This is a genomic window from Propionivibrio pelophilus DSM 12018 (assembly GCF_059569095.1).
Map to the genome: position 1 here is coordinate 23,718 of NZ_JCANUT010000020.1, position 21,469 is coordinate 45,186.

Here is a 21,469-nt window from a genome sequence, read left to right on the forward strand (position 1 = left end):
TGGATGTGTCTTGCGAGTGAGGTCATACGGTAAAATCAGACCTTTCAATGAGCGGGATGATCGTCGTGGAAGGCATTACCATTGCCCTGTCCAAGGGCCGTATTTTCGAAGAAACCTTGCCGTTGCTGGCGGCTGCCGGGATTGAGCCTCTGGAGAATCCGGAGACTTCGCGCAAGCTGATCATTCCGACGAATTGCGACGACGTGCGCGTGGTCATCGTGCGCGCGACCGACGCGCCGACGTATGTCCAGTACGGCGCGGCGGATATTGGCGTAGCCGGCAAGGATGTACTGATCGAGAACGGCGGCGAAGGACTGTACCAGCCGCTGGATCTGAAAATCGCCAAGTGCCGGATGATGGTGGCGATCCCCGCCGGGTTCGACTACGAAAACGCGGTTCGCCAAGGTGCACGTCTCAAGGTGGCGAGCAAGTACATCAATATTGCCCGCGAGCATTTCGCGGCCAAGGGTGTCCACGTCGATCTGATCAAGTTGTATGGCTCGATGGAGTTGGCTCCGCTGGCCGGCCTCGCGGACGCCATCGTCGATCTGGTGTCGACCGGCGGAACGCTGAAGGCCAATAATCTGGTCGCGGTCGAACACATCATGGATATTTCGTCACGCCTGATCGTCAACCAGGCTGCGCTCAAGTTGAAGCGCGAGCGTCTGGTGCCGATCATGGAGGCCATCACCAAGGCAGTCGGCGCATGATCGACATCAAGCGCTTTTCCAGTTGCGACGACGATTTTTCGCTGCGTCTCGATGCCCTTCTAGCCTTCGAGGGCGCTCAGGATGTGGCCGTCGAGCAGGCGGTGGCCGACATTCTGGCCGACGTCAAGGCACGGGGAGATGCGGCCGTCGTCGAGTACACAAATCGCTTCGATCGTCTGTCCGTGCGCGCGCTGGCGGAACTGGAGCTCTCGCGTGAAGAGCTCGCATCTGCGCTGGAACAGCTTCCCGTCGACCAACGGGAGGCGCTGGAAACGGCCGCGCAGCGGGTCAAGACCTATCACCAGCATCAGGTGGTGCAGGGCTGGCACTATGAAGAACAGGTGCCGGAGTTGGTCGGTACCTTGCTCGGGCAGAAAGTGACCCCGCTTGATCGCGTCGGTCTTTACGTACCGGGGGGCAAGGCGGCTTACCCGTCATCGGTATTGATGAACGCAATTCCGGCGAAGGTCGCCGGCGTCGGCGAACTTGTCATGGTCGTGCCGACACCGGGCGGTGACAGGAATCCACTCGTTCTGGCGGCGGCGGCCTTGGCCGGCGTCGACCGGGTGTTTTGCATCGGTGGTGCGCAGGCGGTTGGCGCGCTGGCCTACGGTACGCAAACGATCCCGCGCGTCGACAAGATTGTCGGCCCAGGCAACGCCTATGTTGCGGCTGCCAAGCGTCGGGTTTTCGGGATCGTCGGCATCGACATGGTGGCCGGGCCGTCGGAGATCCTTGTTGTATGCGACGGGAAAACAAAGCCGGACTGGGTGGCGATGGATCTTTTCTCCCAGGCCGAGCATGACGAATTGGCGCAATCGATTCTGCTGTGCCCCGATGGCGCGTACATTGACAAGGTGTTTGAGTCCATCGAGCGATTGCTGCCCACGATGCCGCGGCAGGAAATCATCCGCGCCGCACTCGAGAACCGCGGCGCATTGATTCAGGTTCGTGACCTTGACGAAGCCTGTGCGATCGCCAACCGGATCGCTCCCGAACATCTAGAACTCTCGCTCGTTGATGCCGATGCGTGGGTTGCCAAAATACGTAACGCGGGGGCGATTTTCATCGGTCCCTACACATCCGAATCGTTGGGTGACTATTGCGCAGGTCCGAACCATGTCCTGCCGACGTCGGGAAGTGCGCGTTTTTCCTCGCCCCTTGGTGTTTATGATTTTCAGAAGCGCAGCAGCCTGATTCGCGTTTCTCCGACGGGGTCGAAAACACTTGGGAGGGTCGCGCGTACCCTGGCCGATGGCGAAGGGTTGTCCGCGCACGCGCTCTCCGCCGCAATGCGTCTGGAACAGTGAAGTTCCCGGTTGCGCCTTCAAGGGCGCAACCGTTCTTGTTTTTCCTGCATATTTGTTGTTTTCCATGGCCTTCCTGGCTGCGGAGGCTTGTTGCATTCGTCGCGTATTTGTCGCGAATGGTGGTCAAAAAAAGAATTGCAAAATTGTTTCCACGGCAATAAAAATTTGTTATAAGATATTTTTTATGGGCTTGGTCCATGTTCTTCTAAATATTTTTATTGTCGTTGCACTAGCAATTCATTGGAGGGATCACATGAAGAAACGCATCGGGACGCTTTCGGCGATTGTAGTGGCGCTCGCTCTTTCCAGCTCGGCCATGGCCGCCACCGTGCTGAAGCTCGGCCATATCGCCGAGTCGACCAATCCTTACGGTCAGGGCGCTGACAAATTCGCCGAGCTCGTCAAGCAAAAGTCGAATGGCGACATCGAAATCAAGGTTTTCCCGTCCTCGTCTCTGGGAACTCAGAAGGAACTGATCGAGGGGCTGATCTACGGCACCGTTGACATGACGCTTACCGGAACCGCAGAACTGGGCACCTTCCAACCGCAAATGGCGATTTTCGACATGCCGTTCCTGTTCAAGGACCGCGCGCATGCCTTCAAGGCGCTGGACACGGTCGGTATGGAACTGGCCAAGCCGCTCGAAGCCAAGGGGCTGAAAATGCTCGGCTACATGGAAAACGGCATCCGTCACATGACCAACAACTCCCGCCCGATCAAGTCGCCCGCCGACATGAAGGGGTTGAAGATCCGCGTGATGAACAACAAGGTTTACGTGGAAATGATGAAGGCGCTGGGCGCTTCCCCGACCCCGATGTCCCTGGCTGAGCTCTATTCGGGCATGCAGGCTGGCGTCGTTGATGGCCAGGAAAATCCGAGTGCGCATATCTATACCAAGCGCTTCTACGAAGTGCAGAAGTACGCCTCGCTGACCGGCCATGCCTACGCGGCTGAGCCGTTCCTGATCTCGATGTCGACCTGGAAGAAACTGAAGCCGGAACAACAGGCCATCATCCAGTCGGCGGCGACCGAAGCGATTGCCTGGCAGCGCGCGCTGGCCGAAGCCAAGGACAGCGAGTTCTGGGACAAGATCAAGCAAACCGGCAAGATGGAAGTCATCACGGTTGATCGCAAGCCGTTCATGGACGCCACGGAGTCGGTGTACAAGCAGCTGGCCAAGACCGTTGGTCAGGCGAACGTTGACAAAATCAAGGCGCTGGAGAAGTAAAAGAGCAGTTACTACAGGAACCCGGGCAGCCGCACTGTCCGGGTTCTTTTTGCAGGAGGGCATGCGATGCTGGACGCAATTTTGGGCAAGGTGAGATCAGTCCTGTACTGGTTCTCGTTTGTCGCGATGATGGTCATGCTGGTGACCATTTTTGCGCAAGTCATTACGCGCTACGGGTTCGGTTATACGCCGGAATGGTCGGAAGAACTCGCGCGCTATCTGTTTGTATATGTGGTTTTCCTCGGGTCGGCGTTGATCATGGGCGAATCGGGCCATCTTTCCGTCGAGTTCCTGCCGAACCACTTCAAGGGCACCTTCGTCGGGAAGTTGCTGACGCTGCTTTCGCTGGTGTGCGGCTACCTGTTCGTGGCGATCCTGCTGACGCAAGGGGCCAAGATGGTACAGGTCATGACCTTCCAGGAGTCCCCGGGGCTGGAAATCTCGATGAGCTATATCTATGCCGTCATTCCGGTGAGTGCCACCTTGATGCTGCTCTATCTGATCCGGGACACGCTCCGGTTCGTCAAGGGTGAAGACGTCAAGCGTGAAGAAGTTCACGGCTAATCGGGGGAATAAAGCATGGATTATGTATTGCTCGCAGTTTTTCTCGGCCTGACCCTGCTCGGGGTTCCGGTCGCTTTCACGCTGGCCCTCGCGGTGGCCTCGATCCTGGTGTTCTTCATCGACAAGCCGCTGGTCATGGTTACCCAGATCATGTTCTCCGGCATCGATTCGTTCTCCTTCATGGCCGTGCCGTTCTTCATGCTGGCCGGGTCGTTCATGTCGGCGGGCGGGGTGACCATGCGCCTGGTCAACTTCTCGCAATCGCTGGTGGGCTCCTTCCGCGGCGGCCTGGCACAGACGGTGTCGGTTTCCGGTTGCTTCTTCGCGGCCATTTCCGGGTCGTCGGCAGCAACGACCGCGGCGCTCGGGACCACCATGGTCGACGCCATGGACAAGAAGGGCTACGGACGTGAGTGGGCGACGGGTGTGGTGGCGTCGAGCGGCGTGGTCGGTATCGTCATCCCGCCGTCGATCACCATGGTGGTCTATGGCGTCATCGCTGATGTGTCGATCGGCGAGATGTTCGTCGGTGGCTTCATCCCGGGAGCCCTGATGGGCCTTTCGATGATGATCGTCAGCTGGTACAAGGCCAAAAAGGCGGGAATCGAACCCGATGGACAGTTTTCCATTGCCGGGGTGGCGACCGCCTTCAAGGACTCGTTCTTCGCGCTGCTGACGCCGGTGATCATTATCGGCGGCATCTACGGCGGGATCTTCACGCCGACCGAAGCAGCGGCGGTGGCCGTGGTCTACGGAATTTTTGTCGGGCTGTTCATCTACAAGGAGCTGAAGTTCCGGGACTTTCCGAAGATCGTCTTCCAGGCGGTCATCGGCACGACCATGATCATGCTGCTGGTCGGCGCGGCCAACGTCTTTGGCTGGATGCTGACCAACCTGATGATTCCGCACCGGCTCGGCGAGTTCGTCGTCTCGCTCACTTCCTCGCCGATCATGTTCCTGATGGTCCTCAACGTGTTGCTGCTGGTGGCCGGAACGATGGTGAATGCTTCGGCGGCGGTGGTGATCCTGACCCCGATCTTCCTGCCGGTGGCCAAGACGCTGGGGATTGATCCGCTGTTCTTCGGCGTGCTGATGGTGGTCAACCTGGCGATCGGTTGTATCACCCCGCCGGTGGGTCTGGACCTGTTCGTGGCCAGCGCGATTACCAAGGTGCCGATCGAGAAGGTGATGAAGGCCTCGCTGCCGTACCTGTTCGCGTTGCTGGTGACGCTGGTTATCCTGACCACCAATCCGTGGATCATTACGGTCTTGCCGAATGCGTTGAAATAGCGATCGTTTGGGGACGGGCCGCTTCCCGGTGGGGGCTGGGAAGCGACTCCTGAAAGCCAGAAGGGGCATGCAGTTGCATGCCCCTTCTGGCGTCTACGCTACGGTGGCGTCAGCCAGCGGCGAGAATTTCCTTGAGCGCGTTGGTCAGCGCGGCGCAGTCAGCGTCCGTACCGATGGTAATCCGCAAGTGCTGGTCGATGCGCGGCAATCTGAAATGGCGAACGATGATGCTGCGTTCCCGAAGCTTCCCGGCAAGTGTTACGGCGTCGTGTTCTGGGTGGCGAGCGAAAATGAAATTCGCAGCGGAAGGGAGGACGTCGAATCCGAGTTCAGTCAGGCCAGCAACAAGGACGGACCGGCTATGCATTACGGCCTGTCGCGTCGTTTCGGAATACTCCACGTCGGCGAGCGCCGCGGCGGCGCCGACAATGGCCAGGCGGTCGAGCGGATACGAATTGAAACTGTTCTTGATGCGCTCGAGTCCTTCGATCAGCATCGGGTCACCAACGGCGTAGCCGACACGCAGGCCGGCCAGCGAGTGCGATTTGGACAGCGTGCGGACGACCAGGAGGTTGCGGAAACGATCGACCAGGGAAATCGCGGTTTCACCGCCAAAGTCGATATAGGCTTCATCGACGACGACCACGGAGCCGGGGTGCGCTACCGCCAGTCGCGCGATTTCTCCGAGCGGCAAGAGGTGCCCCGTCGGTGCGTTTGGATTGGCGATGATGATCCCGCCGTTCTCCATCATGTAGTCGTCTACGCGGATGGCGAAATGCTCGTCGAGCGGAATCGAAACGCTGCTCACGCCATGCAGGCCGCAATAGACCGGGTAGAAACTGTAGGTGATGTCGGGCAGGAGAACCGGCTTGTCGTGCTTGAGCAGAGCCATGAACACGTGGGCCAGGACCTCGTCGGACCCGTTGCCGACAAAGACATGCGCAGATGTCACCCCCAGGTCGGCGAAACGTGTGGCGACGGCCTGTTTCAGCAGATCGGCGTTCGGGTCTGGATAAAGCCGCAACGTGGCGCCATCTGCGCCGAGTTCTTCGCGCATGGCCGCAACTGCCTTGGGTGACGGCGGGTACGGGTTTTCGTTGGTGTTCAGCTTGACCAGGTTGGTCAGTTTTGGCTGCTCGCCCGGGGTGTACGGGGTCAAGCCATGAACGAGTGGGCTCCAGTATTGGCTCATGGGCGGTTTGAAAGGTCCGGTGCGGTGGAAGCACCAGATGGTATCATGCGGGCTTGACGACCGATCTTGCCCACGCGCCGCCTCAAGCGGCGAAAACCTCCGATCACGATTTCATCATGCGCCAGGCAGAAATAACCCGAAATACGCTGGAAACCCAGGTGTTCGTCCGACTTGAACTCGACGGGAGCGGGAAGAGCCGTTTTGCTACGGGTGTGCCGTTTCTCGACCACATGCTCGAGCAGGTGGCGCGGCACGGAATGATCGACCTTGAGGTGCAGGCGACCGGTGATCTGCATATCGACGCGCACCACACGGTCGAAGATATCGGGATTACTTTCGGGCAAGCGTTGGCTCAAGCTCTGGGGGGAAAGCAGGGAATCCGTCGTTATGGTCACGCCTACGTGCCGCTCGACGAAGCGTTGTCCCGGGTAGTTATCGACCTTTCCGGTCGGCCGGGCTTGTCGTTCGACGTCGATTTCACCCGCGCGACGATCGGTGCCTTCGATGTCGATCTCGTTCGCGAATTCTTTCAGGGGCTGACGAACCATGCGTTGATGACCCTGCACATCGATAATTTGCGCGGCGACAATGCCCACCATCAGGCGGAAACGGTTTTCAAGGCATTCGGTCGCGCCTTGCGCATGGCGATCGAACCGGATCCCCGTAGCGCCGGGACGATTCCCTCCACAAAGGGGTCGCTGTGATGACCAACAAGGCAGGAACGATCGCCGTCATCGATTACGGCATGGGGAATTTGCGCTCCGTCTGGCAGGCGCTGGTACATGTGGCCGAAGGCAGGGAAGTCGTCGTTACCGCCGATCCCGGCGTTGTGGCTTCCGCAGAGCGTGTTGTTTTTCCCGGACAGGGCGCCATGCCGGACTGCATGCGCGAACTTGACGCACGTGGATTGCGTCCCGTGGTCCTCGACGCGGCCAGGAACAAACCGTTTCTTGGCATCTGTATCGGTCTTCAGATGCTTTTCGAGCATAGCGAAGAGGGCGATGTTCCCGGGTTGGGGGTGTTTTCCGGAAGCGTTCGGCGCTTCCCTTCGGACAAGATGTTTTCTCGTTCCGGAGAACGGCTGAAAGTGCCCCACATGGGCTGGAACCAGGTCGAACAATGCGGTGAGCATCCCTTGTGGGCGCGTATCGATGACGGTTCGCGCTTCTATTTCGTGCACAGCTATTATGTCGATCCGGTCGATCGGGATTGCATCGCTGGCAGGACGGATTACGGAATATCCTTTACCAGTGCGGTGGCCCGGGATAATATCTTTGCCATTCAATGTCATCCGGAGAAGAGCGCGCAAGCAGGATTGACGCTATTGTCGAACTTCATTTCCTGGGCTCCCTGAGCACTTGCCGATCTCCGGTTACCGATTTTTTCAACCACCCTTCTGTTTTCCCAAAATGCTGATCATTCCCGCGATCGACCTGAAGGACGGGCAGTGCGTCCGTCTCAAGCAGGGCCTCATGGATGAAGCGACGGTCTTTTCCAATTCCCCTGGTGAACAAGCTGCTCACTGGCTCGAACAAGGTGCGCGTCGTCTGCACGTGGTCGACCTGAACGGCGCATTCGCCGGCAAGCCGAAAAACGAGAAGGCGATCCGGGAAATCGTCGACGCCGTTGGCGACGAGATTCCCGTCCAGTTGGGCGGTGGCATCCGCGATCTGGATACCATCGAACGCTGTCTCGACAACGGGGTCAGTTACGTCATCATCGGCACGGCTGCGGTGAAGAACCCTGGCTTCCTGCATGATGCCTGCAGCGCCTTCCCGGGGCAGATCATCGTCGGCCTCGATGCCAAGGATGGCAAGGTGGCAGTCGATGGATGGTCGAAGCTGACCAAGCATGACGTCATCGATCTCGCGAAAAAATGCGAGGACTACGGCGTCGAAGCCATCATTTACACTGACATCGGGCGTGATGGCATGCTTTCCGGAATCAACATCGAGGCGACGGTCAAACTGGCGCAGTCGCTGCGGATTCCGGTGATCGCCAGCGGCGGGTTGTCGAACATCGATGATATCCGCCGTTTATGCGCGGTCGAGAGCGAGGGCATCATGGGGACCATCGCCGGGCGCGCGATCTACGACGGATCCCTTGATTTCGCCGCCGCGCAAGCCGAGGCCGATGAGGCGGGCGGGGCGGACGAGGCCTGATCCACGCATGCATCTGTTTAACGATTCTGGAAGTTTGCCGTGGGTCTAGCCAAACGAATCATTCCGTGCCTTGACGTGACCGCCGGGCGGGTCGTCAAGGGTACCAATTTTGTCGACCTGCGCGATGCTGGTGATCCTGTCGAGATCGCCCGTCGTTACGACGACCAGGGCGCCGACGAGGTTACCTTTCTCGACATCACGGCATCGTCCGATCAGCGCGATATCATCCTGCATATCGTCGAGGCCTGTGCGGCACAGGTATTCATTCCTCTGACGGTCGGTGGCGGCGTACGCACCGTGGCTGATGTGCGGCGTTTGCTGAACGCGGGCGCGGATAAAGTGAGCATGAACACCGCGGCGGTCAATAACCCCGATCTGGTTGCGGAGGCTTCTGCCAAGGTCGGCAATCAATGCATCGTGGTGGCGATCGACGCCAAGCAGGTGGCGCCCGAAAAATGGGAGGTGTTCACTCATGGCGGGCGCAACCATACAGGACTTGACGCCGTCGATTGGGCTTGCCGCGTGCAGGAACTCGGTGCCGGCGAAATTCTCCTGACCAGCATGGACCGCGATGGCACGAAAAACGGTTTCGATCTGGCGCTGACCCGTGCCGTGTCGGATGCCGTGGCTATTCCGGTGATTGCCAGTGGCGGCGTCGGCAACCTGCAACATCTCGCCGACGGCGTTTCGATCGGCGGGGCAGATGCCGTCCTGGCCGCCAGCATTTTCCACTTCGGCGAATATACGGTGCGGCAGGCCAAGGAGTTCATGCGCGATCGGGGTATCGAGGTTCGCCTGTGAGTGATCTGGATGCAAGCCAGTTCTGGCTCGATGCGCTGAAGTGGGACGAAAACGGGATGATCCCCGCCATTGCCCAGGATGTTGCGAGCGGCCGGGTGGTGATGTTCGCCTGGATGAACCGTGAGTCATTACAGGAGAGCGTAGCGACCGGCAATGCTGTCTATTGGTCGCGCTCGCGCAAACGCCTGTGGCGCAAGGGCGAAGAGTCGGGACATGTGCAGAAGATCCGGACGATTCGCGCGGATTGCGACGGTGACGTATTGCTGCTTGCCATCGAGCAGATTGGCGGCATCGCTTGCCATACCGGCCGCGAAAGCTGCTTCTTCCTCGAATTAAACGGTGATCGCTGGGTTGCCGCCGATCCCGTCTTGAAAGATCCAAAGGATATCTACGCAAAATGAGTGACGAAAACGTATTGCTCCGCTTGTCGGAGATTCTGGCGTCGCGTCGGCACGCCGATCCAACGACGTCCTATACGGCCAAGTTGTTTGCCAAGGGGCCGGATTCGATCCTGAAGAAAATCGGGGAGGAGTCCGCCGAATTGATCATGGCGGCCAAGGACGGCAAGCCGGAAAACATTATTTATGAATCGGCGGATGTGTTTTATCACGTGCTCGCGTTGCTGGCGTTCTATGAACTGGGGGCCGAGGATGTGCTCGAGGAACTTCAGCGCCGTGAGGGAACCTCCGGTATCGCCGAGAAGAACTCGCGGACTGCCGGTTAGGAGGCTCCATGTCTGACTGCCTGTTTTGCAAGATTGCGCGTGGCGAAATCCCTGCGCGCAAGGTCTTCGAGGACGAAATGGTACTCGCGTTTCACGATATCAATCCGGCGCGGCCGATGCACCTTCTGGTTATTCCCAAGCGCCATATCGAATCGTTGCAAACGGCCACCGAAGCCGACGAACCCGTGCTCGGACGCATGCTTTTCGTGGCGAACCAACTGGCCAAGGAAAACGGTAGTCCGGACGGTTTTCGTGTCATCATCAACAACGGGCGGGTCGGCGGGCAGGAAGTTCCCCATCTTCACGCCCACGTCGTCGGCGGGCCGGAACCGGTCGGACCGATGCTCAAGCGCAATTAAGGAGATTCATCATGGGAAGTTTCAGTATCTGGCATTGGCTAATTGTCTTGTTGATCGTCATGCTCGTTTTTGGCACCAAGAAGCTGCGCAATATCGGTGAAGATCTTGGCGGAGCTGTCAAAGGTTTCAAGGAAGGCATGCGTGAAGGAACGGCAGAAAACAAGCCGGCAGAGACGCCTTCGGAACAGATTTCCGGCGGTCAGACGATCGAAGGTGAAGTCAAGGAAAAAACCAAGTCATAACAACTGGCCGGGGTCTTGGCGCCGCTCTTCGGGCATTTGTCCTTCATTAGTTTGTTTGCCGAGCGTTCGCGCTATTTCCTCGTGACTGAACCTCTATGTTCGATATAGGCTTTTCGGAACTTCTCGTCGTGGGAGTGGTAGCGCTCGTAGTCATCGGACCGGAGCGTCTACCGAAGGTTGCCCGCACCGCCGGAATCTTGCTCGGGCGAATGCAGCGTTACGTTAACAACGTCAAGGCAGACATCAGCCGGGAAATGCAACTGGATGAACTGAAGAAATTGCAGGCGGAAATGCAGGAATCCGCCCGCAATTTCGAGCAGACTATCGCCGCAGAGGTGCAGACGATCGGGAAAGATGTCGGCGAGGCAGTCGAGTCGGTAAAGGAAGGATTGCCTGAACCTGTGAAGCAGCCCAAGTCTGCGGCGGAGACGCAGAATGTGCCTGCTCCGGATGCTCCTCGCGCCTCACTGCCTGACGATTCATCGAACCCGACGAAGACAGGTGCTTGACGATGGACCAGCCAGAGCAATCGTTTCTTACTCACCTCATTGAGCTGCGAGATCGCCTGATCAGGGCGATGTTGTCCATTCTGGTCGTCTTTCTGTGTCTGTTCCCTTGGGCAAAAGAGCTGTATGCGCTGCTGGCGCAACCGTTGTTGGCGACCTTGCCGCAAGGGGGGCAGATGATCGCGACGGACGTGGTCGGCGTGTTCCTCGTTCCAATGAAGGTGGCGTTGATGGTGGCTTTTCTCATCGCCTTGCCCTACGTCCTTTATCAGGTTTGGGCCTTCGTCGCTCCGGGGCTCTATGCGCATGAAAAGAAGCTTGCGTTGCCGCTGGTCGCGTCGAGTGTGCTGTTGTTCTTCGTCGGAATGTCGTTCGCGTATTTCCTGGTCTTTCCGACGGTGTTCGGCTTCATGGCCAACGTTGCTCCTGAGGGCGTGGCGTGGATGACCGACATCGAGAAATACCTGTCGTTCGTCATGACCACGTTCGTAGCGTTCGGGGTGGCGTTTGAAGTGCCGGTGATCGTTGTGGTGCTGGTGCTGGTCGGCATCGTGGAATTGTCCACTTTGAAGGAATGGCGCTCTTACGTTGTTGTCGGTGCTTTCGTCATTGCAGCCATATTCACGCCGCCGGATGTCGTTTCGCAGTTGATGCTGGCGATTCCGCTCTGCCTCTTGTACGAACTGGGTATGTTGATGGCGCGTTTTGTGCGGAAACGCGGAGAATCCGGGCCAGCGCGCCTGGAAGGGCCTCAAGACGCTTCCTGAAGCCAGCGCTCCCTGAAAAACGGGCGTCGGTCAGTCTCGGTTCCCGCGCAGCGGCGGTCTCTTTCCGATTCGGAGTTCGGTCTCGACGACTTCCTTCTGGCGGCGGAAAGTGAATAGCGCCTTTTCTCCCGGCGTCAATGCGGCAATCAGGTCGAGCATCGCTTGCGGGTCCCTGACCGGTTTCCCCGCGACGGACAACAGGATGTCCCCGGGTTTGACTCCGCCGGCATCGGCCGGTCCGCCGCGCTGAACGCCTGCGATCAAGGCGCCTTCCGTCGAGGCGAGTTCGAAGGAATCTGCCAGTTCCTGATTGATCTCCTGGGCTTCGATACCAATCCAGCCGCGGGTGACCGCGCCGGTGCGCACGATCTGCTCCAGTACATTGCTGGCGGTCGAAACGGGGATTGCGAAGCCGATCCCGAGCGAGCCACCGGAGCGAGAATAAATCGCGGTGCTGATGCCGATCAGGTTGCCTTTTGCGTCCACCAGCGCGCCGCCGGAGTTGCCGGGGTTGATGGCGGCGTCGGTCTGGATGAAATTTTCGAACGTATTGATGCCGAGGTGCGAGCGGCCGAGCGCCGAGACGATGCCCATCGTTACCGTTTGTCCGACGCCGAACGGGTTGCCGATGGCCAGAACGACGTCGCCGACAATGACGTCGTCCATCCGGCCGAGGGAAATCGCCGGAAATTCGCGGATGCCGTCCTTGCCGGACTCAAGCTTCAACACGGCGAGGTCCGTTTCCGGGTCGCCGCCGACGGTTTGCGCGCTGAGCGTCTTTCCGTTGTCGAGCACGACCTCGATCTGGTCGGCGTTCTCGACAACGTGATAGTTGGTCAGGATATAGCCATCGGCGCTGACGATTACGCCTGATCCGAGTCCGGATTTGCGGGAATCGTCGATGTCACCTTCGTCGCCGAAGAAGTGCCGGAACAGCGGGTCTTCGGCCGTCGGAGTCTGTTGGGATGGTTGCTTTTGCGAGGTGAAAATATGCACCACCGACGGCAGCGCTCTTTTGGCAGCGCCACGGAACGAACTGCCGGTAGCCGGCATGTGGTCCGTCGTTTCTTCCGGGAGCGGCCAATGAATCGACCAATCCGGTTTTAGCAACGAAACGACAAACAGGATGGCGAGACTGACGGTGACGGTTTGTGCAAAAATCAGCCAGAGTCTGCGCATGGGATATTGATTCGGAGATGGCGTTATGAGACGCGAAGAGTTGGTGCAGTACCTCGACGAGTTGCTCGAGACGGGACGATTCAAGGATTATTGCCCAAACGGGTTGCAAGTGGAAGGAGCCAGGGAGGTGCGGTCGATCGTTGCTGGTGTCACGGCCAGCCAGGCGCTGATCGACACGGCGATCGCGCGCGGTGCAGATACCTTGTTGGTGCACCATGGCTGGTTCTGGCGCGGCGAGGATGGTCGTGTGACCGGTTTTCGCAAGGCGCGCATGCGCTCGCTGATGCTGCATGACATCAATCTGATCGCTTACCACCTGCCGCTGGATGCGCATTATGGGCTGGGAAACAACGCTCAACTCGCATCTCGCCTCGGCTGGGAGGTCGAAGGGCGCTTTGGCGAGCAGGAGATCGGCTTTTATGGGCGCTTGCCGCAAGCGGTGTCGTTGTCGGATTTTTCACAGTCGATAGCCGCAAAGCTGGGGCGCCAACCGTTTGTCGTGGGCGACGGCGAGCGTCAGATCGGCCGTGTCGCCTGGTGCTCCGGAGGCGCGCAAGGTTATTTCGAGCAGGCTGTGGCGTTGGGTGTCGATGCGTATCTGTCCGGGGAAATTTCGGAGCAAACGGTGCATCTTGCGCGGGAGTCGGGCGTCGCCTTCATCGCGGCCGGGCATCATGCCACGGAGCGTTTTGGGGTTCAGGCGTTGGCCGAGAATTTGCAGGCACGCTTCGGTGTTTCATGCGAGTTCGTCGATATCGACAACCCGGTGTGATCAGTTTGGGGATTTCGCCGGAGAACCTGTGATGGTTGGCGATGTGGCAGGGATATTACTGCTCGGCGCCGATGATGGGTGCCGCTATATTCCGACCGGAAGGCCTGCCTGGAGTGGCTTGGCGTCTTGTTGCCGCAACGATGGTGAATCGATCGGCGAACTGTTATTTTCCGGTCGGAGTTTGCCCTGTCATGACCTGGCAGGCTTAGCGTGCGCCAGCTGCACTGGTGCTCAGTTTGCCTTCAGCGGCCTTGCGGTAGGCTTCGAGGGCGGCGTCGCGTGCTTCACCAACCAGAGCGTAGAGCTTGACGAGTCCGTAGCCGCCAACAACTGCCAGTGCCGCAACGATCAGACGAAGTTCGAGGCTGTGCTCAAAGAGGAAGCTAGAGTTGAGTTCCATGATGTTTCCTTTTACAAGAGTGGTTGAACTGCGTTTATCAGTGTGAAACGTCGTTTCATCTGACGGGATGAATCGTAACAAGCGGGCACAGGGGCGTCTGTTGGCTCTTTTTCGGGCTTGTGTAACGGGCGTCCGGCTTTTGTAACGGCGTGTGATGTTCGAAACTTTCATTGGGCCGCGCTGTGTTCGCGCGTCGAGCATTCCGGGCATGGCGAAGTTGCGGTAGCCTGAAGCGCTGTCTTCTTCCCTTCGGTCCGCTCATGTTCCTTGCCCAATCCCGGTTGATTGTCGTTCAAGCCTGGCCGATGCTCGTGGCCCAGGTGGCCTCGATGGGCATGATGGTCATCGATACCGTTCTGCTCGGGCATTTCGGTACGGACGATCTCGCCGCGGTCGCTGTCGGCAGCGGGATCTATGTCGCGGTGATCCTCGCGCTGGTCGGGATCGTTCAGGCCGTGTCGCCGATCGTCGCCCATCTGAAAGGAGCCGGGCGCGAGGATGAAGTCGCCGGCGCGCTGCATCAGGGCGTCTGGCTGGCACTGGCAATGTCCTTGCCGGGTATCGTTGCGCTGCTTTACCCCGATCCGCTGTTGGCGCTATCCACGATCGAACCGGTCATTGAGGCCAAGGTGCGCGCGTATCTTGCGGCGCTGGCCTGGGGCGTTCCCGCGTGGCTTCTGTACCGGACGTTTCATGCGTTCTGCATTGCTGTCGGGCAGCCGCGTCCGTTGATGATCATTTCCCTCGGTTGCACGCTGGCGCACGGTGCGCTGGCCAGCGTGCTGGTCAACGGACTGTCGGGGAGTTCGGCACTTGGTGCCGTCGGTTGCGGCATTTCGAATGCGCTGATCGGCTGGCTGGCACTCGTTGCCAGCCTCATCTACATTCTGACCAGCGAGCGACTGAAGTGCTACCGCCTGATGCAGGGATGGCGACCCCCCTGCTGGTCTGATCAGAAATCCTTGCTGCGCCTCGGGATGCCGATGGGGATGTCCAATTTCGTGGAAATCTCGGCATTCACGCTGGTGGCCTTATTCGTAGCGCAACTCGGTGCTGCCGTGGTGGCCGGGCATCGGGTGATTGCCAACCTGGCCGGCCTTTGCTACATGCTGCCGCTGTCGCTGGCCGTGGCAACGCTGGCACAGGTGGGGCTCGCCGCCGGTGGGCGAGATTACGCAAGGGCGCGTGTCTCGGCGATTGCCGGCGTGCTCATTGCTTCCATACTTTCGGCACTCCTCGGTGGACTGCTGTGGATGTTCCGCGAACCGCTGACAGGCGCGTATTCGAATGACTCGGCCGTGCAGAACGTTAGTCTTTCTCTGATCGGCTTCATGGCGGCGTATCAGTTGTTCGATGCTGCCCAGACCGTGGCGGCGCACGCGTTGCGCGGCTACAAGATCACCTTCTGGCCGATGCTGGTGCATGTCGCCGCATTCTGGGGCGTCGGCCTTGCGGGAGGCTGGTGGCTGGCCTTCCGGACGCAGTCGCCGATGGGGGCGGCAGGATTCTGGCTGGCTTCGCTGCTCAGCCTGATTGTCGCCGCGATGCTTCTCGTCGCGATGATGTGGTCGGCGATGCGCCCCCAGGGGGGTGGAGAACGGGCAGGCTGATTGCTCCCGCCGCCGGCTATACTGACAGGGCGTCATCTTTGCCGGGATGTGTTTGTTCAAAACGTTTCTATGACAGAGGGGGGCATGATGAGATCGCTCAAAATCCGGATGATCGTGTTTGTTCTTGCCATCTTGACGGTGGTTTCGGCACTGCTTTGCGGCGTGGCCTACGTCAAGACGCGGGAGGCGTTGCTGGCGTCGATCCATCAGCAGGTCGAGCAGGCGGCTGCGGGGAAAATGAGTTTTGTCACTGAATGGGTGAGTTCGCGTCAGACCGTCGTGGCGTCGACTCTGGGGCGTTTCGGTACGGGTGAATTGAAGCCGATTCTCGACCAGGCCAGGGAGGCGGGCGGCTTCGACGACATGTACATCGGCCAGCCGGACAAGACGATGACCCAGTTTTCGCAGGCGACGCCGGTGCCGCCGGGCTACGATCCGACGGTTCGGCCGTGGTACGTCGCCGCAGCGGCTTCACAGAATGCGATTGCCTCACCCCCGTACATCGATGCGTCGACCAAGCGTCCGATCATCACCTTTGCCAAGGCGCGGCGCGACGGTGGGGAGGTGGTTGCCGTGGCGGGGGGCGACGTGACCTTGCAGCGCATCGTCGACGAAATTCTCTCGGTCCGTCTGCCGGGTGATGGCTACGCGTTCCTGATTACCAAGGACGGACTGGTGATCGCCCATCCGGCCAAGGACTCCGGCCTGAAAAAGATTGCCGACGTCGAGCCGGGCTTCGATCTCGCGTCATTTCCGGCCGATGGCAGGATTCACGCGCGGAAGACCGGCGCCGGTGAGATGCTCAGTGCGCTTTATCCCGTTGGCGATACCGGGTGGTTGCTGGGCGTGATGGTGCCGGAAGACAAGGCAACCAAACCAGTCGATCAACTGATGTATGGCATGCTCGGCCTGATGGCGATCGGCCTCGTGGTGGCCTTCTTCGTCATGTCGTTCGGCATCAGCCGGATGATGCGCGGCATTTCCGCGCTACGCGACACGATGCAGGGTATGGCGATGGGCGGCGGCGACCTGACCGTTTCCTTGCCGGTGGATAGCCATGACGAGGTCGGCCAGACCAAGGATGCGTTCAACCGCTTCGCCGCGATCCTGCGCGGGATGGTCAGCGAGATCAAGAACGACTCGTCGAAGCTGATCGAGGGGATCGAGCGGGTGGCCAAGGCGACCGAGGATATCAGCGGAGGCTCAAAGGAGCAGGCGTCGTCGGCCAACGCCACTGCCGCGGCCATCGAGGAAATGACCGTCAGCATCAGCCACATCGCCGATTCGGCGAAGAACGCCGAGCAGTTGACGCGCGACGCCGGGCAGGCTTCGCAGCAGCTCGCCACCGATGTCATGGAGACTGCCGAAGAGATTGCACGCATCTCGACGACTGTCCGGCAACTCGAAACGGTGCTGCATGAACTCGACGGGCGTTCGGCGCAGATCAGCACGGTTGTGGGAGTCATCAAGGAAATCGCCGACCAGACCAACCTGTTGGCGCTCAACGCCGCGATCGAGGCGGCGCGGGCGGGCGAGCAGGGGCGGGGTTTCGCGGTGGTTGCCGACGAAGTGCGGAAACTGGCCGAGCGGACGGGCGTCTCGACCGTGGAGATCGGCGACACGATCCGCCTGATCCAGGAGGAAACGAAGAAGGCGGTGGCCAGCATGGAAGAGGCCGTACAACAGGTTCACCGCGGTGTCGAAAAATCGCAGGCGGTGACGTCGTCCATTTCCCAGATCGAGCAGAACGCCCAGGTCATCGAACAGGCGCTGGTGACGATCGCCTCGGCAACCTCCGAACAGTCGCTCGCCAGCCAGGAGATCGCCCGCAACATCGCGCGCATGCACGAGATGACCGAAAGCGCCGACGCGTCGATCCAGGAAACGCAGACCGAAACCGACCGCCTGCGCGGGCTGGCTCGCGACGTCCGCGTGCAGATGGACAAGTTCCGGGTGTAACGTAGCCTGTGGCCGGGGGCTACCCCGGCCCTTCTCGGGGCGTCAGCCGCCCAGCCAGGCTTCGCGTAGACCGTTCGTTGCCGGCGTACAGGTCAGCTTGGCGGAATCTTCAGCGTGTGGCCCGAGTGCGACGGTGAATTTCATCAGTTCATCGCGGCGGAAGGCGTGGATCGTCAGCGTCTCGCCGGGTTGGTATCGGCCGAGGATCGGATCGAGATTCTTCGCGGTGACGCGCAATCCGTCAATGGCGACCAGCACGTCGCCGGCCGAGAGCCCGGCGGTTTGTGCCGCGCTTCCGTCGTAAACCGTGGCCAGGCGGAGGTCGTTGCCTTCGCTGGCCGTCTTGAAGCCGAGCGAAGGTGTCTTGGCTTTCTCCCAGGCCAGACTAATTCCGAAGGGGGCGAGCAGCGTTTTCAGCGGCAGGTCGCGAGTGCCGTGGATTGTTTCGGTGAAAAAGCGTTTCAGATCGAGGCCGGAGAGTTCTTCGGCAATCCGCCGCACGTCGTCGTCGTCCACGCCGTGGCCGGTCTGGCCGAAGCGCTGCCAGAGCACGCGAATCACGTCGTCGAGCGAGACGGTGCTTTTCCGGCGCAGCGTGAGGTCGAGCGCCAGCGCGGCGAGCGCGCCCTTGGCGTAGTAGCTGACGACTGCGTTCGGCGTGTTTTCGTCCGGCCGGTAGAACTTGCTCCAGGCGTCGAAGCTCGATTCAGCGAGCGACTGGCGCAGGCGGCCGGGCGCGCGGTGCACGTTGCTGATCGTTTTTGCGGTGAGTTCCAGCCAGTCCTTCCGGCCGATGACACCGCTACGCAGCAGCGCGAGATCGTCGTAGTACGAAGTGATGCCTTCGAACGCCCACAGCTGCGTCGTGTAGTTTTCCCGGTCGAGGTCGTAGGGGACGAAGGCGGCGGGCTTGATGCGCTTGACGTTCCAGGTGTGGAAGTACTCGTGGCTGCACAGCCCGAGGAAGGTGCGATAGCTCTCCGGCAGCCCCTTCATGCCCTTGTACGGCAGGTCGTTGCGCGAACAGAGCAGGGCGGTGGATGCGCGGTGCTCCAGTCCGCCGTAGCCTTCTCCGACTGCGGTGACGAGGAAAACGTAACGACGCATCGGCGCGGGTTCGCCGAAGAAGCGGATCTGCCACTCGCAGACGCGCTTCAGATCGGCAGCGAGACGTTCGCCATCGCAATCGTGCCGGCCGGTGATTGCGACATCGTGCGGCACGCCGCAGGCGTCGAACGAGACGAGCGTGAAAGTGCCCATCTCGACGGGATGGTCGATCAGGTCGTCGTAGTTGTCGGCACGGTACCAGCCGAAGCCATACTGTTTGGCGCAACCCTTTTCACCCATTGCCGGTGTCAGCGAGGTGGCGACGCGCCAGTTCCTGAAGGCGGCACCCTCCGGCCGCCGCAGTTCCACGAGGCAGGGCGACGCCTCCAGGCCGAGCGGGCGCAGGAAGAGGCTGGTGCCGTTGAAGAACGCATGCGTCGGGTCGAAATGCGCGCCGCGTACCGAAAGATCCCAGGCATACACCTCGCAGGTGACGGTCAGCGTTGCCGGGGCCTTCAGCGGCGCAGCCCGCCAGGTGTGCTTGTCGAGCTTGTCGAGGCGAACGGGCTTGCCCCCCGCTTCGGCGCGGATGGCGACGATGTGGCGGGCGAAGTCGCGGATCAGGTAGCTGCCGGGAATCCAGGCCGGCAGCGCGAAACATTGCCCGGCGGGGTCGGGGTGCTCGACGCTGCAGATGACGGTGAAACGGTGCGCCGCCGGGTTGGCAGCAATTACGCTGTAACGGACAGGGGGTATTTTGGGCATGGTTGGCAGGGAATCGGGCTAGACGTTGTTGGAATGCGATTTTACGACCGATAGTGCGGGCATTACCTCTCGTTTCTGTTGCCGATGTTCTATGAGCAGAGTCATAATTGCCGATGAACGCCCCAACTTAATAAAGCCAATAACCATGCGAAAAAACCTGCCCGTCACGAATGTCGAAACCCTCCTCCCGGAAAACCAGTTCATCTATTCGCGAACGGACCTGAAAGGCCAGATTACCGAGGCCAACGAAGCGTTCTGCGAAATCAGCGGTTTTACCCGCGAGGAGATGGTTGGGCAGCCGCACAACATGGTGCGTCACCCCGACATGCCGCCGGCGGCGTTCGAGGACATGTGGCGGGATCTCAAGCTGGGCTTGCCGTGGCGTGGCATCGTCAAGAACCGGCGCAAGGACGGCGGTTTCTACTGGGTCGTGGCCAACGTCGCGCCTGTACGCGAGAACGGCCAGGTCGTCGGTTACCAGTCGGTGCGCAGCCGGCCGAGCAGGGAGGAAATTGCCGCGGCCGAGAAGGCCTACGCGCGGATCAACGCCGGGGCGAAAAACCTGATAGTCAGCCACGGCCGGGCAAGAAAGAGACATTCCGGCTTTGTGCTTGGCCTGCTTTCCCTGAGTTGGCAGATGCAGTTCCTCGGAATCCTGATCCTGCTGCTCGGCGCGCTGGATGTGGCGGAGGTATTCTTTGGCCACGAGCTGATTCCGGTCGTGCATCACGGGCTGATGATCTTCACCGTCCTGTATTCCCTGTATTTCATGACGTACTTCGTACCCAAGGTCAATCGTGACTTGAGAACGATGAACCAGTGGATCGAGGGGGTCTTGTCTTCGGGCAACCTCCGGCAGCGTTTGCCGATCACACGGGGTGACCTGCTCGGAATCACGGCGCGCCAGATGGACGTTTTCGTGTCGTCGATCCAGGCGACGGTGCAGGGCATTGCGGATACTGCCGGTCATGTCCAGCGAGCCACGCACGAGGTGGATGACGGCATGCGCGTGGCGATGGATTCGGCGACACGCCAGAACGAGGCGACCTCGTCGGCTGCAGCGGCGGTCGAGGAAGTCACGGTTTCGATTGGCGAAGTGGCCGAACATGCCCGCTCGACGCGTGACGTGGCGGCGAGCGCCGGCGAGGTGTCGCGCACCGGGGTCGAACGCTCTGACGAAGCCTGCCGCACGATCAACTCGCTGGCCGATACGGTCAAGCGTTCGGCGGAACAGGTCGAAACGCTCGGGCAGCGTTCCGCGGAAATCAGCCAGATTGCCGGTGCGATCAAGGAAATCGCCGACCAGACCAATCTGCTGGCGCTCAACGCCGCGATCGAAGCCGCCCGCGCCGGCGAGGCCGGGCGCGGCTTCGCCGTGGTGGCGGATGAAGTGCGCAAGCTCGCCGAACGCACGGCCAAGGCCACCGAGGAGATCACCAGCATGATCGGGCTGATCCAGAGCGACACGCAGAACGCCGTTGACGGCATGCGCGCCGGGGCGGCGCAGGTCGAGGAGGGCGTCACGCTGGTCCATTCGGCGCAGGATGCCTTGCAGCGCATCGATGACGAGATGGGCAATACGATCCAACGGGTCAACGAAATCTCGCATGCCTCCAGCGAACAGCAGGAAGCGATGACCCAACTGGCGCAGAACGTCGAGCAGGTGGCGATGATGACCGAGCAGAACGTCGCAGTGGTCAACCAGACCGAAGTCATGGTGCAGAAACTCGAAGGCATCGTGGAGAGGATGAACAAGGCGGTGCATCAGTACGTGGTCTGACCGCCTCGATTCTTTCGCGACGGGGGCGCCTCTGGCGCCCTTCGTTTTATCTCCCGTCGACGCGGCGACGGGAGGGGAGGCCCGGCTTTCTCGCCACGAGGG

At 60.2% G+C, this 21,469-nt stretch carries 23 protein-coding genes; 19 read left to right on the forward strand and 4 right to left on the reverse strand.

What is annotated here, in order from left to right:
• Positions 1-65 precede the first annotated feature (65 nt).
• The 5 genes from hisG to BO74_RS10320 all read left to right on the forward strand — a co-directional run bounded on the left by hisG (position 66) and on the right by BO74_RS10320 (position 5,102).
• The gene (gene hisG / locus BO74_RS10300; RefSeq protein WP_496442133.1) at positions 66-710 is read left to right on the forward strand and encodes an ATP phosphoribosyltransferase; all 645 of its coding nucleotides are present in this window, start codon (positions 66-68) and stop codon (positions 708-710) included.
• Complete coding sequence (hisD, locus tag BO74_RS10305) at positions 707-2,020, forward strand: histidinol dehydrogenase (RefSeq protein WP_496442082.1); 1,314 nt, start codon at positions 707-709, stop codon at positions 2,018-2,020. Before hisG ends, hisD begins: the two co-directional genes overlap by 4 nt.
• Positions 2,021-2,273: 253 nt before the next feature.
• Positions 2,274-3,248, forward strand: a complete 975-nt coding sequence (locus BO74_RS10310; protein WP_496442083.1) for a TRAP transporter substrate-binding protein — start codon at positions 2,274-2,276, stop codon at positions 3,246-3,248.
• 66 nt (positions 3,249-3,314) lie between these two features.
• Positions 3,315-3,812: a TRAP transporter small permease gene (locus tag BO74_RS10315; RefSeq protein ID WP_496442084.1), complete on the forward strand. Its 498-nt coding sequence runs from the start codon at positions 3,315-3,317 to the stop codon at positions 3,810-3,812.
• Between the two features lie 15 nt (positions 3,813-3,827).
• Entirely contained in the window at positions 3,828-5,102 is a 1,275-nt protein-coding gene (locus BO74_RS10320; protein WP_496442085.1) for a TRAP transporter large permease, read from the forward strand.
• Positions 5,103-5,211: 109 nt separating this feature from the next.
• On the opposite strand, the gene hisC is transcribed toward BO74_RS10320, so the two are convergent.
• On the reverse strand, positions 5,212-6,294 hold the full coding sequence (hisC, locus tag BO74_RS10325) for a histidinol-phosphate transaminase (protein WP_496442087.1): 1,083 nt from the start codon (positions 6,292-6,294) through the stop codon (positions 5,212-5,214).
• A 116-nt stretch (positions 6,295-6,410) separates the two neighbouring features.
• Here hisC and hisB point away from each other — a divergent pair, with 116 nt between their 5' ends.
• The 10 genes from hisB (at position 6,411) to tatC (ending at position 11,855) form a co-directional block, all read left to right on the forward strand.
• Entirely contained in the window at positions 6,411-6,998 is a 588-nt protein-coding gene (hisB, locus tag BO74_RS10330) for an imidazoleglycerol-phosphate dehydratase HisB (protein WP_496442134.1), read from the forward strand.
• Entirely contained in the window at positions 6,998-7,648 is a 651-nt protein-coding gene (gene hisH, locus BO74_RS10335) for an imidazole glycerol phosphate synthase subunit HisH (protein ID WP_496442088.1), read from the forward strand. Before hisB ends, hisH begins: the two co-directional genes overlap by 1 nt.
• 55 nt (positions 7,649-7,703) lie before the next feature.
• Positions 7,704-8,456 carry a 1-(5-phosphoribosyl)-5-[(5-phosphoribosylamino)methylideneamino]imidazole-4-carboxamide isomerase gene (gene hisA, locus BO74_RS10340; protein ID WP_496442090.1) on the forward strand — a complete coding sequence of 251 codons (753 nt, stop codon included), beginning with the start codon at positions 7,704-7,706 and terminating at the stop codon, positions 8,454-8,456.
• Between the two features lie 39 nt (positions 8,457-8,495).
• A complete protein-coding gene (gene hisF / locus BO74_RS10345; protein WP_496442091.1) occupies positions 8,496-9,257 on the forward strand; it encodes an imidazole glycerol phosphate synthase subunit HisF in 762 nt (253 codons plus the stop codon).
• Positions 9,254-9,658: a phosphoribosyl-AMP cyclohydrolase gene (gene hisI / locus BO74_RS10350; RefSeq protein ID WP_496442093.1), complete on the forward strand. Its 405-nt coding sequence runs from the start codon at positions 9,254-9,256 to the stop codon at positions 9,656-9,658. Before hisF ends, hisI begins: the two co-directional genes overlap by 4 nt.
• Positions 9,655-9,981 (forward strand): phosphoribosyl-ATP diphosphatase, encoded by a 327-nt coding sequence (locus tag BO74_RS10355; RefSeq protein WP_496442094.1) that lies wholly within the window; start codon positions 9,655-9,657, stop codon positions 9,979-9,981. Before hisI ends, BO74_RS10355 begins: the two co-directional genes overlap by 4 nt.
• An 8-nt stretch (positions 9,982-9,989) precedes the next feature.
• Positions 9,990-10,340, forward strand: a complete 351-nt coding sequence (locus BO74_RS10360; protein ID WP_496442096.1) for a histidine triad nucleotide-binding protein — start codon at positions 9,990-9,992, stop codon at positions 10,338-10,340.
• 11 nt (positions 10,341-10,351) lie between these two features.
• Positions 10,352-10,582 carry a Sec-independent protein translocase subunit TatA gene (gene tatA, locus BO74_RS10365; RefSeq protein WP_496442097.1) on the forward strand — a complete coding sequence of 77 codons (231 nt, stop codon included), beginning with the start codon at positions 10,352-10,354 and terminating at the stop codon, positions 10,580-10,582.
• A 95-nt stretch (positions 10,583-10,677) separates the two neighbouring features.
• Complete coding sequence (gene tatB / locus BO74_RS10370; protein WP_496442099.1) at positions 10,678-11,091, forward strand: Sec-independent protein translocase protein TatB; 414 nt, start codon at positions 10,678-10,680, stop codon at positions 11,089-11,091.
• Positions 11,092-11,093: 2 nt separating this feature from the next.
• On the forward strand, positions 11,094-11,855 hold the full coding sequence (tatC, locus tag BO74_RS10375) for a twin-arginine translocase subunit TatC (protein WP_496442100.1): 762 nt from the start codon (positions 11,094-11,096) through the stop codon (positions 11,853-11,855).
• Between the two features lie 30 nt (positions 11,856-11,885).
• On the opposite strand, the gene BO74_RS10380 is transcribed toward tatC, so the two are convergent.
• Positions 11,886-13,034 carry a trypsin-like peptidase domain-containing protein gene (locus BO74_RS10380; RefSeq protein WP_496442102.1) on the reverse strand — a complete coding sequence of 383 codons (1,149 nt, stop codon included), beginning with the start codon at positions 13,032-13,034 and terminating at the stop codon, positions 11,886-11,888.
• Between the two features lie 25 nt (positions 13,035-13,059).
• Between BO74_RS10380 and BO74_RS10385 the strand changes: the two genes are divergently transcribed.
• Entirely contained in the window at positions 13,060-13,806 is a 747-nt protein-coding gene (locus tag BO74_RS10385) for a Nif3-like dinuclear metal center hexameric protein (RefSeq protein ID WP_496442104.1), read from the forward strand.
• A gap of 205 nt (positions 13,807-14,011) precedes the next feature.
• Here BO74_RS10385 and BO74_RS10390 read toward each other — a convergent pair whose 3' ends face one another.
• Positions 14,012-14,206, reverse strand: a complete 195-nt coding sequence (locus tag BO74_RS10390) for a hypothetical protein (protein ID WP_496442105.1) — start codon at positions 14,204-14,206, stop codon at positions 14,012-14,014.
• Positions 14,207-14,466: 260 nt separating this feature from the next.
• Between BO74_RS10390 and BO74_RS10395 the strand changes: the two genes are divergently transcribed.
• Complete coding sequence (locus tag BO74_RS10395; protein ID WP_496442107.1) at positions 14,467-15,816, forward strand: MATE family efflux transporter; 1,350 nt, start codon at positions 14,467-14,469, stop codon at positions 15,814-15,816.
• A gap of 87 nt (positions 15,817-15,903) precedes the next feature.
• On the forward strand, positions 15,904-17,775 hold the full coding sequence (locus BO74_RS10400) for a methyl-accepting chemotaxis protein (protein ID WP_496442109.1): 1,872 nt from the start codon (positions 15,904-15,906) through the stop codon (positions 17,773-17,775).
• 42 nt (positions 17,776-17,817) lie between these two features.
• Here the strand turns inward: BO74_RS10400 and BO74_RS10405 are convergent, their stop codons facing one another.
• On the reverse strand, positions 17,818-19,587 hold the full coding sequence (locus BO74_RS10405) for a M61 family metallopeptidase (RefSeq protein WP_496442111.1): 1,770 nt from the start codon (positions 19,585-19,587) through the stop codon (positions 17,818-17,820).
• Between the two features lie 145 nt (positions 19,588-19,732).
• Here BO74_RS10405 and BO74_RS10410 point away from each other — a divergent pair, with 145 nt between their 5' ends.
• On the forward strand, positions 19,733-21,367 hold the full coding sequence (locus BO74_RS10410; protein ID WP_496442114.1) for a methyl-accepting chemotaxis protein: 1,635 nt from the start codon (positions 19,733-19,735) through the stop codon (positions 21,365-21,367).
• Positions 21,368-21,469 lie beyond the last annotated feature (102 nt).

What these genes read in the sequence shown, in the direction of transcription:
- BO74_RS10315 (WP_496442084.1), top strand. Translation starts at nt 3,315, where the DNA reads ATGCTGGACGCAATTTTGGGCAAGGTGAGATCAGTCCTGTACTGGTTC.
- tatC (WP_496442100.1), top strand. Translation starts at nt 11,094, where the DNA reads ATGGACCAGCCAGAGCAATCGTTTCTTACTCACCTCATTGAGCTGCGA.
- BO74_RS10320 (WP_496442085.1), top strand. Translation starts at nt 3,828, where the DNA reads ATGGATTATGTATTGCTCGCAGTTTTTCTCGGCCTGACCCTGCTCGGG.
- BO74_RS10355 (WP_496442094.1), top strand. Translation starts at nt 9,655, where the DNA reads ATGAGTGACGAAAACGTATTGCTCCGCTTGTCGGAGATTCTGGCGTCG.
- tatA (WP_496442097.1), top strand. Translation starts at nt 10,352, where the DNA reads ATGGGAAGTTTCAGTATCTGGCATTGGCTAATTGTCTTGTTGATCGTC.
- BO74_RS10380 (WP_496442102.1), bottom strand. Translation starts at nt 13,034, where the DNA reads ATGCGCAGACTCTGGCTGATTTTTGCACAAACCGTCACCGTCAGTCTC.
- hisC (WP_496442087.1), bottom strand. Translation starts at nt 6,294, where the DNA reads ATGAGCCAATACTGGAGCCCACTCGTTCATGGCTTGACCCCGTACACC.
- BO74_RS10310 (WP_496442083.1), top strand. Translation starts at nt 2,274, where the DNA reads ATGAAGAAACGCATCGGGACGCTTTCGGCGATTGTAGTGGCGCTCGCT.
- hisD (WP_496442082.1), top strand. Translation starts at nt 707, where the DNA reads ATGATCGACATCAAGCGCTTTTCCAGTTGCGACGACGATTTTTCGCTG.
- hisB (WP_496442134.1), top strand. Translation starts at nt 6,411, where the DNA reads ATGCGCCAGGCAGAAATAACCCGAAATACGCTGGAAACCCAGGTGTTC.
- BO74_RS10360 (WP_496442096.1), top strand. Translation starts at nt 9,990, where the DNA reads ATGTCTGACTGCCTGTTTTGCAAGATTGCGCGTGGCGAAATCCCTGCG.
- hisH (WP_496442088.1), top strand. Translation starts at nt 6,998, where the DNA reads ATGACCAACAAGGCAGGAACGATCGCCGTCATCGATTACGGCATGGGG.
- tatB (WP_496442099.1), top strand. Translation starts at nt 10,678, where the DNA reads ATGTTCGATATAGGCTTTTCGGAACTTCTCGTCGTGGGAGTGGTAGCG.
- BO74_RS10410 (WP_496442114.1), top strand. Translation starts at nt 19,733, where the DNA reads ATGCGAAAAAACCTGCCCGTCACGAATGTCGAAACCCTCCTCCCGGAA.
- BO74_RS10405 (WP_496442111.1), bottom strand. Translation starts at nt 19,587, where the DNA reads ATGCCCAAAATACCCCCTGTCCGTTACAGCGTAATTGCTGCCAACCCG.
- BO74_RS10385 (WP_496442104.1), top strand. Translation starts at nt 13,060, where the DNA reads ATGAGACGCGAAGAGTTGGTGCAGTACCTCGACGAGTTGCTCGAGACG.
- hisA (WP_496442090.1), top strand. Translation starts at nt 7,704, where the DNA reads ATGCTGATCATTCCCGCGATCGACCTGAAGGACGGGCAGTGCGTCCGT.
- BO74_RS10390 (WP_496442105.1), bottom strand. Translation starts at nt 14,206, where the DNA reads ATGGAACTCAACTCTAGCTTCCTCTTTGAGCACAGCCTCGAACTTCGT.
- BO74_RS10395 (WP_496442107.1), top strand. Translation starts at nt 14,467, where the DNA reads ATGTTCCTTGCCCAATCCCGGTTGATTGTCGTTCAAGCCTGGCCGATG.
- BO74_RS10400 (WP_496442109.1), top strand. Translation starts at nt 15,904, where the DNA reads ATGAGATCGCTCAAAATCCGGATGATCGTGTTTGTTCTTGCCATCTTG.